Raw genomic sequence first — 8,853 nt, 5'->3', positions numbered from 1 at the left:
CGGCCACGGCCCCGGCCCCGGCCACGGCCCCGGCCACGGCCCCGGCCCCGGCCACGGCCACGGACGCAGCGACGGCCGCCGTCGCCGCCACCGCCACGGGCGCCGCCTCCCTCATCGACGGAACGGTCCTGGTCGCGGCCCCGGTCGCCTTCGCCGCCGGGCTCGTCTCCTTCCTCTCGCCGTGCGCGCTGCCCCTCGTACCCGGCTACCGCAGCTACGTCACCAGCCTGTCCGTCACCGACCTCGCCGACGCGCGGGGCGGCCGGCGCGGCCGGATGGTGACGGGCACCGTCCTGTTCGTCCTCGGCTTCACGGCCGTCCTCTATCGGGCGGGGCCCTGTTCGGCTACGTCGGGCGGAGCCTGCCGGCCCATCAGGGGGAGGTCACCCTGGTGCTCGGCCTCCTCACGGTCCTCATGGGGCTCGCCTTCACGGGCCTCCTCCCGGGCTTCGCGCAGCGGGAGTTCCGCAGCCACCTGCGCCCCGCGCCGGCCCTCGCCGGAGCTCCCCTGCTGGGCGCGGTCTTCGCCGTCGGCTGGACGCCGTGCATCGGCCCGACTAACGCCGCCGTCCAGGCCCTCGCCTGGAACGGGGCGAGCGCCGCCCGCGACGCCCTCCTGATGGCCGCCTACTGCCTCCGACCGGGCCTCCCGTTCGTCCTGGCCGCGCTCGCCTTCCGGCGGGCCCTGGGCGCGTTCAGCCTGGTGAAACGCCACTACGCAGGGGTCCTGCGGACGGGCGGCGGCATGCTCGTGATCGTCGGCGTGCTGCTGGCCACTGGAGTGTGGAACGACCTCGTCTACCGCATGCAGCTGTGGAGCACGAGCTTCACGGCGGCCCTGTGATGCCCTCCGAACGGCGCGGCCCGCAACGTCCCGTCGGCCACCCCCACGCCCCACGAAACGAGAAGGCCCCCGATGACCCCCTCCCCGCAGCCCCGGCTCCGGCGCCTGCTCCGCGCCGCGGGCGCCCTCGTCCCGCTGGCCCTCCTCGTGGCCTGCGGCGGGAAGCCCGCCGGAGCCGCGGCCGACGGACCCCCGCCCACCGCGCGCTTCTCCGAGAACGGAGTCACCGTCACGCTCTCCGTCTCCGGCTGGCAGCCCTCGAAGCGGACCGGCACCCTCACCGCCGTCTTCGCGCCCGAGGCCGCCGGATTCCACCTCTACAGCACTGCCCTGCCGCCCACCGGCATCGAGGGCGTCGGCCGGCCGACCGCGGTGGCCGTCACCGGGACCCTCGCCGCTGACGGCCCCCTGACGGCGGCACAGCCCGTACGGCCGATCCGGGTCCCGGGGGTCGACTCCCCGGTGCCCGTCTACCCCGACGGCCCGGTCACCACCACCCTCCCCGTCCGCGCGTCAGGCAGCGGCGACGGCGCGACGGTGCTGATCGGCTACGCGAGTTGCAGCACGCGGGACGGCTGCACCATCCCGGTGTCCGACCACCCCGTACGGCTCCGCGTCACCGACGGGGTCCCGGCCTTCGTCACGCCCTGACCGAGGCCACCACCGGAACGAGCCTCTAAGGTGTCCGCATGCCGAGCGTCCTGGTCGTGGAAGACGACCCCAGCATCCGCCAGTCACTGATAGAAGTCCTGGCCGAGCACGGGTACGCCGTGCGCAGCGCCGCCGACGGCTTCGGCGCGCTCCGCGAGGTCACGCAGGCGCCCGTGGACGCGATCGTCCTCGACCTCGGACTGCCCGACCTCGACGGAGGCGACGCCCTGCGCATGATCCGCGGCATCTCCTCCGTACCGGTGCTCGTGGCCACCGCCCGCGACGACGAGTCCGAGATCATCAACATCCTGAACGCCGGCGCCGACGACTACCTGGTCAAACCCTTCTCCGGGGGCCAGCTCCTCGCCCGCCTCTCCGCCGTCCTGCGGCGCACCGGCGGCGCGCCCCCCGCCTCCGCCGGCGGCGCCGTCGGCGCGGCGCCGGCGCAGGCCGGTGAGCCCCTGCGGCCCTCCGTCGTCGGCGAGCTGGCGGTGGACCCGGGCGCGCGCACCGTGCACCTGGCCGGACAGGAGCTGCGCCTGACCCGCCGCGAGTTCGACCTGCTGGCCTTCCTCGCCCACCACGCCGGCCAGGTCGTCTCGAAGCGCCGCCTGCTGACCGAGGTGTGGCGCGAGCCGTACGTGGACGACCAGACCGTCGACGTGCACCTGTCCTCCCTGCGCCGCAAACTCGGCGAACGGGCGTCAGCCCCGCGCTACCTGCTGACCGTGCGCGGGGTCGGCATCAAGCTGGTGGCACCGCGTTGAGGCGCTCCCTGGCCGGTGTGGCCCTCGCCGTGACCTCCATGGTCGCCCTCTCCTTCCTCATACCGCTGGGCGCCCTGGTGATGTCGCTGGTCAAGGAACAGGGCGTCACGGCCGCCCAGCAACGCGGCGCCGCCCTCGCGCCGGTACTCGCCCTCACCACGGACCCGGACGCCCTGCGCGAGGCCGCGGCCGGCCTGGACGCGGCCGACCACCTGGTCGTCCACCTGCCGGGGACCGGCTCCCTGGGGCGGTCCAAGGCCCCCGCGGACCTGCTCGAACGGGCCCAGCGCGGGCGGGAGTCGATCTCCCAGGAAGTCCCCGGCGGGTGGGTCTGCCTGCAGCCCGTGGTGCTGCCGGGCGACGAGGTCGCCGTCATCGAGAACTTCGTGCCCGAGGCGGAACTCACCCGTGGGGTGGCGCAGTCGTGGGCCGTGATGTGCTTCCTCGCCGTCGGGCTGATCGCGGGCTCGGTACTGGTCGCCGACCGGCTCGGGGCCAAGGTCGTCCGCTCCTCCAAACGGCTCGCCCAGGCCTCGCGCGCGCTCGGACTGGGCGACCTGGACGCCCGTGTGGAACCCATGGGCCCCCGGGAACTGCACGACGCGGGCGTCGCCTTCAACGCGATGGCCCAGCGCATGAACGAACTCCTCGCCGTCGAACGCGAACTCGTCGCCGACCTCTCGCACCGGCTGCGCACCCCGCTGACCGCACTCCACCTGGCATCGGAACGGATGGCGGGCACGCCGGAGTCGGCCAGGGTCGAGGCGGCCGTCTGCGAGCTGGAGACCGAGCTGCAGGCCATCATCGCCGCGGCGCGCACCCCGCTCGCCGTCGGCCCCATGGGCCAGGGCCTGCTCGCCACGGAACGGCCCCCGGGACAAGGCTCCGCTCCCGCGGCGGGCGCGGGCCCGCGCAGCCAGGCGGCGGAGGTCGTCCGCCGCCGGACCGCCTTCTGGGCGGTCCTCGCGGAGCAGCAGAACCGTTCGTGCTCCCTGGACATCACCCAGGAGCCCACGGCCGTCGCCCTCTCCGACGACGACGTGGCCGCCGTGGTGGACGCCCTCATCGGCAACGTCTTCCGCCACACCCCGGAGGGGACCGCGTTCGCCGTCGCCGTCGTACGCACGGCCCAGGCCGTGGAACTCGTCGTCGAGGACGGCGGACCGGGCATCCCGGAACCGGACCGCGCGCTGTCCCGCGGAAGCAGCACCGGCTCCACCGGCCTGGGCCTCGACATCGCGCGCCGCGCCGCGACCGCCACGGGCGGTACGGTACGCGTCACGCGCGGCCCGCTCGGAGGGGCGCACATCACCGTGACCTTCGCCCTGGCCGCCGCCGCCCCGTCGGGACACCGCACCCGCTTCGCCCGCCGCCGCAGACGCTGACCCCGGCCGGGCTCCGGCGCCCCGCTCCCCGGCCCTCCCGGCGAAACCGGTCCCGGACCGGTCAGGAATCGAGAAGCCCCGCCCGCCACCCGGCCCCTAGCGTGATGTCCATGGCAACCACGACTCCCACCGCGGCGAACACCTTCTCCCTCACCTCCGTCACCCTGGAGGTGGCGGACCCGGAGGCCGCCCGCAGTTTCTACTGCGCCTTCGGCGTGGACGCGTACATCGGCCTGCGGGCCTGCGACGCGCACTCCACCGGATTCCGCGGCTTCACCCTGGGGCTCACGGTGTCCGGGCCGGCCACCGTCGACGGCTTCTTCGCCGCCGCCGTGGCCGCCGGCGCCACCGTCCTGAAGCCCACCGCCAAGTCCCTGTGGGGCTACGGCGGCGTCGTCCGGGCCCCCGACGGCACGATCTGGAAGATCGCCACCTCGGCGAAGAAGGACACCGGCCCCGACACCCGCGAGATCGACGAGATCGTCCTGCTCCTCGGCGTCGAGGCCGTCAAGGACACCCGCAAGCTCTACACCGGCCTGGGCATGACCGTGGCCAAGGGCTTCGGCGGCAAGTACGTCGAGTTCGCCCCCGCCCGGGACGGCGGCCCCGTCAAGCTGGCGCTGTACAAGCGCCGCGCCCTGGCCAAGGACCTCGGAGTCCCCGCCGACGGCACGGGCTCCCACCGCGTCGCCCTCGGCGGGGCCGCCGAAGCCTTCACCGACCCGGACGGCTTCACCTGGGAAACCACCGCCGCGTAGCCCGCCCCCACCCACCGGTACGAGAGGAGAAGTACGAGGGATTCACCGCCGAGGAGCGGGCCGCGATGAAGGACCACGCCCGCGCCGAGAAGAAGACGGCCGCGCGGCGCGGCCTGTCCCGGGCGGAGAAGGAGGCGGCGGCGGAGCAGGACGTCCTCGCGAAGATGGCCGAGATGCCGGACGCGGACCGCATCCTCGCCGAACGGATCCACGAGATCGTCAAGACCGCCGCCCCGGACCTCGCGCCGAAGCTCTGGTACGGCATGCCCGCGTACGCCAGGGACGGCAAGGTCGTCTGCCACTTCCAGAGCGCGGACAAGTTCAAGTCGCGCTACGCCACGCTCGGCTTCAGCGACCAGGCGGCCCTCGACGACGGCACCATGTGGCCGACCTCCTACGCCCTGAGCGAGCTGACCGCACCCACCCAGGAGCACATCTCCACCCTGCTGAAGAAGGCGGCCTCCTGAGCGGTCCGGTCGCTCCGCCGGGACCGGCCGAATTCGTGCCCTGGCGCGAACCGCCACGCCTCAGGAAGATTCTCTGCGGTCGCCGGCACGGGCCGGTCCGGAGAACCGGGGGGACCGATGGGAACGATCCGCAGAGGCTTACGGGACAAGTGGGTCCGGGCGTGTGCGCGCGGCGCGGCCGCGTTGGCGCTGATGTGCACCGGGGTCGCGATGGCACCCACGGCGGGGGCGCAGACCGCGCCCGCGTGTTCGACCGACGCCAGGGCCACGGGTCTGGCCGGCTCGCCGGTCACCGGCACCCTGGTGTCCGTGGCGCGAGCGGACGGCCGGATCGCGCAGCTCCAGCTCTTCTACGACGCCACGGCGACCGGAGGCCTGCCCTTCGTCCGGCATCGAGGGCAGACCGCACCCGGCGGCGCGTACGGGGGCTGGCAACGGGTGAGCGCGGCGACCGTGGGCCCGAAGTGCTACGCCATGACGGCGATCGAGAACTCGGCGGGCAAGCTGGAGCCGCTGTTCTCCACCTACGGTTCCTTCTGCCACTCGGTGGAGGACGTCGGCGCGGGCGGCTGGAGCACACCGGACAATTTCGGCCTCGCGCCGACGCCGTACCACGGCGGAGTCGTGCTGTTCAAAGAGCAGGACGGCAGCATCGACGCCTTCGCCTCAGGGGCGTACGGAGGCGGCTCGATGGAACTGCGTCACCAGCAGAACGCGGGAGCCGGCTGGGCCCCTGGCAACTGACGACCCCCGCCGCCGCACCATCCCGGAGTGCCGCCGCCGGCGCGCGCTGACGCGGGCCCCAAGCGGCCGGGCCCCGACCCGTAGGGGGGCGGGGCCCGGAGGGGCACTACGTCACGACGCCGTGTGGTCAGTGGCGGAAGGCGTCCTTGACGTCTTCCTTCGCCTGCCGGGCGTTGCCCTTCGCCTGGTCGGCGTGGCCTTCGGCGGTCATCCGCTCGTTGCCCACGGCCCGGCCGAGTACCTCCTTGGCCTTGCCCTTCGCCTGCTCGGCCTGCGCCTTGGTCTTCTCCGTACCCGACATCGGGACCTCCTCGTCATGAACCGGATTGGTCGTGAAACCGCTGCTGCTCCGGATCCCGGCCCTTAAACCCACCCCGGGGCGACCAACCGGACGGAGCGATCCGAAGTCGAGCGGACACGCATGCCCGCCTGGGCGGATAGAAAACAGGTAAGAATCGGATGCATGACCGGGAACGCCACGGGCACCTGCTGCCTCGGAGGTTGATATCTATGGTTCCCCTGCTTCTCGTTCTTCTGCTCGCTCTGATCCTGTTCGGTGCCGGCTTCGCGCTGAAGATCCTCTGGTGGGTCGCGATCGCGGTGCTGGTGCTGTGGCTGATCGGCTTCGTCGCCCGCCCGCAGGGCAGCAGCGGCCGCTGGTACCGCTGGTAGCCGACGCGCCGCACGGTCCGGTGAAGATCATTCCTTCCCTCTGCGGCGGTTGTGGCGGGCGCGTTCTCCCTGGCCGGCGACGGATCGGTCCGCTGGGTGACCGTTGGGCTGCGGTGCCAGAAGGGCGGCGCCGCAGGGGTCTATGCCGACTGGAAGATCGACTACAGCCCCACGGACCACCTCCTGCCCATGGTCTGGGTCTGCGGAGCGACGGCCCTGGCAGGCTGAGGTCCGTAGAAGGTTCCGTCGCGGAGCATCGCGAAGAGGACATCGGCCCGCCGTCTGGCGCTGCGCGCGGAACGGGCACCGGTGACCGGCCGCCGCTTCACGGTCGGGCAGAAGGTGTTCGACCGTGACCGCCAGGCGCACGGCGACGTCGTCGGCCTCCACCCTCCCTGCTGGTGGTGCGCCTCTCGGATGCGGCGAGGTTCGAGTGGGCTGCCCGGACCGTGGCCTGTGAGCACACCGGCCCGCAGCCGATCGTCCGCGACGCGGACGATGACGGGGTGCGGATCCTGCCGGGGCAGGTCGCGGTGGACATCCCGCCCACCGACTGCGGGTGGGGGACCGGGTGCTGAGCAACGGCCGCCTGGTCGCCATTGCAGTCCTGCGCTACCGCCACGGCGGCACCCGCACGATGATCCTTAGCACCGGGCCGTGTCACCGCGGCGGAGCGCACGGTGGGGGTCTACCGCCCACTCGTCGAGCGGGTGGTGCAGCTGGGCGGCCGGGGAGCCGCGGCCAATGCAGTCGCTCTAACGGCTCGGTCCGCGATTGATGGTGGATGTAGCTTCGTCTCGGGGGCAGCTGATCTGGGGTGCCGCGACGATCGTCGACCGGCCCGGGGTGTTGTGATGGGCGGTGCTCGGTCGGGATATTCGCTGGTCGTTGCTTGCGGATGGTGTTCATACTGCCGCAATGGATCCGGTGACGATTGAGACCGACCGTCTGCTGCTGCGGGCCTTCACGCCTGCCGACGTGGATGCGGTGTACGAAGCCTGCCAGGACGAGGACATCCAGTTCTACACCCCGGTGCCGGTGCCGTACCGGCGTGCGGACGCGGAGAAGCTCGTCGGCGAGACGCTGCCCGCTCAGTGGGCCGAGGACAGGGACTACACGCTCGGCGCGTTCCGCAAGGACACCGGCGCCCTGGTCGGCTCGTACTGCCTGACCCTCATCAGCCGCGGCGTCTGGGAACTCGGTTACTGGGCGGTCAAGGAGCAGCGCGGACGCGGGTACTCGGTGGAGGCCGCTCGGGCCCTGTGCGACTGGGGCTGGGCCACCCTCGACGTGCACCGCATCGAGTGGTGGGCCATGGTCGGGAACGCCGGCTCGCGTGCCGTCGCCGAGAAACTCGGCTTCACCGTCGAAGGGACACTGCGCAATCGCAGCATCGCCAACGATGGCAAGCCGCACGACTGGTGGGTGGGCGGACTGCTGCGGCCCTGATGCCCGGGCCGACGCTTCGCCGGCCGTGCTTGCTCTTCCGCGGGGAAGTTCCCGGCTCGGACGGTTCCCTGCAAAGAGCCACACCCATGGACATCGGCGGGCGGCCGTGACGTGGCAGCGGCCGCAAGGGTTCTCCGAGTGTGACCAAGAAGTGGGCCCGTGCGGCCTTGACCCATCCTTCCTTCTGCGGCGTCTCGCGTGCACATCTCGGCGCTTTGGTCGAAGAGTTGGCCGATCTGTGGCTCGCCCGGTGCGAGTCGGAGCTCCGTGAGCGGCGTGGTGCCGAGCGGCAACGGGAAGCCGGTGCCGGCCCGAAGCACGACCTGGTCTTCACCGACCGCCTGCTCGTCACCCTGGTCCACCTGCGCACCGGGCTCCCGCACGCCGCGCTCGCCGAGCTGTACGGCATCGCCCGCTCCACGATCTCCCGTGCCATCGGGGAGATCCGCCCGTTGCTGGCCATGCGTGGCTTCGCAGTCCCCGACCACTCCGGCGTGCGACTTCGGACCCTGGCGGACGTGTTCGCCTACGCCGAGGCCGTGGGGATCCGGTTGCGGATCGATGGCGCCGAGACCCAGGTTCGCCGCCCGAAGGCAGGCAGGCCCGGACGGCGGGCCTTCGTCTCCGGCAAGAAGAAGCAGAACACCATCAAGACCAACACCATCAGCGACGGCCAGGGCCGCCTGCTGTGGTCGGGCGCGGACCGCCCGGGCCGCATGCACGACCAGACCGCGATGCGCACCGAGGGCATCGCCGAGCAGTTCCGGCTCCGCCCAGAAGTGACGGCCGAGGTCGACGAGGGCTACCGGGGTCTGGCCAACGAGTTCCCCGACCAGATCAGCGCCCCGCCGAAGAAGCCGAAGGAGGATGCGCCGCTCGGCGAGTGGTACGCCTGGCGGGAGATGCGCCGACGGCAGTCCTCGGAGCGGATCTGCGTCGAGCACGCCAACGCCGAATTGCGGCAGTGGCGCCCGCTCCAGCGCTACACCGGTCCCCGCGAGGACTAGGGTCTGATGCAGGTTCGGGTGACAGGTTGAGTCACGCGGCCTGGAGGGCCGGTGTGGTCATGACGGTCTCGAATTCGACGGGGGTCAGTCGGCCGAGGGCAGCTTGCCG

General features: G+C 72.6%; 12 protein-coding genes and 1 pseudogene. 12 read left to right on the top strand and 1 reads right to left on the bottom strand.

Annotated features, from left to right (window positions below; translation table 11 throughout):
* The first annotated feature begins 113 nt into the window (after window positions 1-113).
* The 7 genes and pseudogenes from ACEPPI_RS38600 (at window position 114) to ACEPPI_RS38570 (ending at window position 5,616) form a co-directional block, all read left to right on the top strand.
* Window positions 114-844 (top strand): annotated as a pseudogene (locus ACEPPI_RS38600) (cytochrome c biogenesis CcdA family protein).
* Between the two features lie 72 nt (window positions 845-916).
* On the top strand, window positions 917-1,495 hold the full coding sequence (locus ACEPPI_RS38595) for a hypothetical protein (RefSeq protein ID WP_373919930.1): 579 nt from the start codon (window positions 917-919) through the stop codon (window positions 1,493-1,495).
* 38 nt (window positions 1,496-1,533) lie between these two features.
* Window positions 1,534-2,262, top strand: coding sequence for a response regulator transcription factor (locus ACEPPI_RS38590; RefSeq protein ID WP_373919929.1), 729 nt, complete (start codon window positions 1,534-1,536; stop codon window positions 2,260-2,262).
* Window positions 2,259-3,647, top strand: coding sequence for an ATP-binding protein (locus tag ACEPPI_RS38585; protein ID WP_373919928.1), 1,389 nt, complete (start codon window positions 2,259-2,261; stop codon window positions 3,645-3,647). Before ACEPPI_RS38590 ends, ACEPPI_RS38585 begins: the two co-directional genes overlap by 4 nt.
* A gap of 104 nt (window positions 3,648-3,751) precedes the next feature.
* Window positions 3,752-4,405, top strand: coding sequence for a glyoxalase (locus ACEPPI_RS38580; RefSeq protein WP_373919927.1), 654 nt, complete (start codon window positions 3,752-3,754; stop codon window positions 4,403-4,405).
* A 65-nt stretch (window positions 4,406-4,470) separates the two neighbouring features.
* The gene (locus ACEPPI_RS38575; protein ID WP_373919926.1) at window positions 4,471-4,872 is read left to right on the top strand and encodes an iron chaperone; all 402 of its coding nucleotides are present in this window, start codon (window positions 4,471-4,473) and stop codon (window positions 4,870-4,872) included.
* 210 nt (window positions 4,873-5,082) lie between these two features.
* A complete protein-coding gene (locus ACEPPI_RS38570) occupies window positions 5,083-5,616 on the top strand; it encodes a hypothetical protein (RefSeq protein ID WP_373919925.1) in 534 nt (177 codons plus the stop codon).
* Window positions 5,617-5,743: 127 nt separating this feature from the next.
* On the opposite strand, the gene ACEPPI_RS38565 is transcribed toward ACEPPI_RS38570, so the two are convergent.
* Window positions 5,744-5,917 carry a CsbD family protein gene (locus tag ACEPPI_RS38565; protein ID WP_373919924.1) on the bottom strand — a complete coding sequence of 58 codons (174 nt, stop codon included), beginning with the start codon at window positions 5,915-5,917 and terminating at the stop codon, window positions 5,744-5,746.
* A gap of 209 nt (window positions 5,918-6,126) precedes the next feature.
* Between ACEPPI_RS38565 and ACEPPI_RS38560 the strand changes: the two genes are divergently transcribed.
* The 5 genes from ACEPPI_RS38560 (at window position 6,127) to ACEPPI_RS38540 (ending at window position 8,744) form a co-directional block, all read left to right on the top strand.
* Window positions 6,127-6,288, top strand: a complete 162-nt coding sequence (locus ACEPPI_RS38560; RefSeq protein WP_373919923.1) for a hydrophobic protein — start codon at window positions 6,127-6,129, stop codon at window positions 6,286-6,288.
* A 96-nt stretch (window positions 6,289-6,384) separates the two neighbouring features.
* The gene (locus tag ACEPPI_RS38555; RefSeq protein WP_373919922.1) at window positions 6,385-6,516 is read left to right on the top strand and encodes a hypothetical protein; all 132 of its coding nucleotides are present in this window, start codon (window positions 6,385-6,387) and stop codon (window positions 6,514-6,516) included.
* 173 nt (window positions 6,517-6,689) lie between these two features.
* Window positions 6,690-6,866 (top strand): hypothetical protein, encoded by a 177-nt coding sequence (locus tag ACEPPI_RS38550; protein ID WP_373919921.1) that lies wholly within the window; start codon window positions 6,690-6,692, stop codon window positions 6,864-6,866.
* A gap of 340 nt (window positions 6,867-7,206) precedes the next feature.
* Complete coding sequence (locus ACEPPI_RS38545) at window positions 7,207-7,737, top strand: GNAT family N-acetyltransferase (protein ID WP_373919920.1); 531 nt, start codon at window positions 7,207-7,209, stop codon at window positions 7,735-7,737.
* A gap of 227 nt (window positions 7,738-7,964) precedes the next feature.
* Entirely contained in the window at window positions 7,965-8,744 is a 780-nt protein-coding gene (locus tag ACEPPI_RS38540) for a transposase family protein (protein ID WP_373919919.1), read from the top strand.
* Window positions 8,745-8,853: the final 109 nt, after the last annotated feature.

The sequence above is a fragment of the Streptomyces sp. AB3(2024) genome (assembly GCF_041862025.1).
Lineage (GTDB): Bacteria > Actinomycetota > Actinomycetes > Streptomycetales > Streptomycetaceae > Streptomyces.
The sequence above is the reverse complement of the archived record's forward strand: the minus strand, read 5'-3'. Positions and strand labels throughout refer to the sequence as shown.

Excerpts from the sequence above, each read along its gene's own strand:
- ACEPPI_RS38595 (WP_373919930.1), top strand. The coding sequence starts at position 917 with ATGACCCCCTCCCCGCAGCCCCGGCTCCGGCGCCTGCTCCGCGCCGCG.
- ACEPPI_RS38590 (WP_373919929.1), top strand. The coding sequence starts at position 1,534 with ATGCCGAGCGTCCTGGTCGTGGAAGACGACCCCAGCATCCGCCAGTCA.
- ACEPPI_RS38580 (WP_373919927.1), top strand. The coding sequence starts at position 3,752 with ATGTCCATGGCAACCACGACTCCCACCGCGGCGAACACCTTCTCCCTC.
- ACEPPI_RS38575 (WP_373919926.1), top strand. The coding sequence starts at position 4,471 with ATGAAGGACCACGCCCGCGCCGAGAAGAAGACGGCCGCGCGGCGCGGC.
- ACEPPI_RS38570 (WP_373919925.1), top strand. The coding sequence starts at position 5,083 with ATGGCACCCACGGCGGGGGCGCAGACCGCGCCCGCGTGTTCGACCGAC.
- ACEPPI_RS38565 (WP_373919924.1), bottom strand. The coding sequence starts at position 5,917 with ATGTCGGGTACGGAGAAGACCAAGGCGCAGGCCGAGCAGGCGAAGGGC.
- ACEPPI_RS38560 (WP_373919923.1), top strand. The coding sequence starts at position 6,127 with ATGGTTCCCCTGCTTCTCGTTCTTCTGCTCGCTCTGATCCTGTTCGGT.
- ACEPPI_RS38545 (WP_373919920.1), top strand. The coding sequence starts at position 7,207 with ATGGATCCGGTGACGATTGAGACCGACCGTCTGCTGCTGCGGGCCTTC.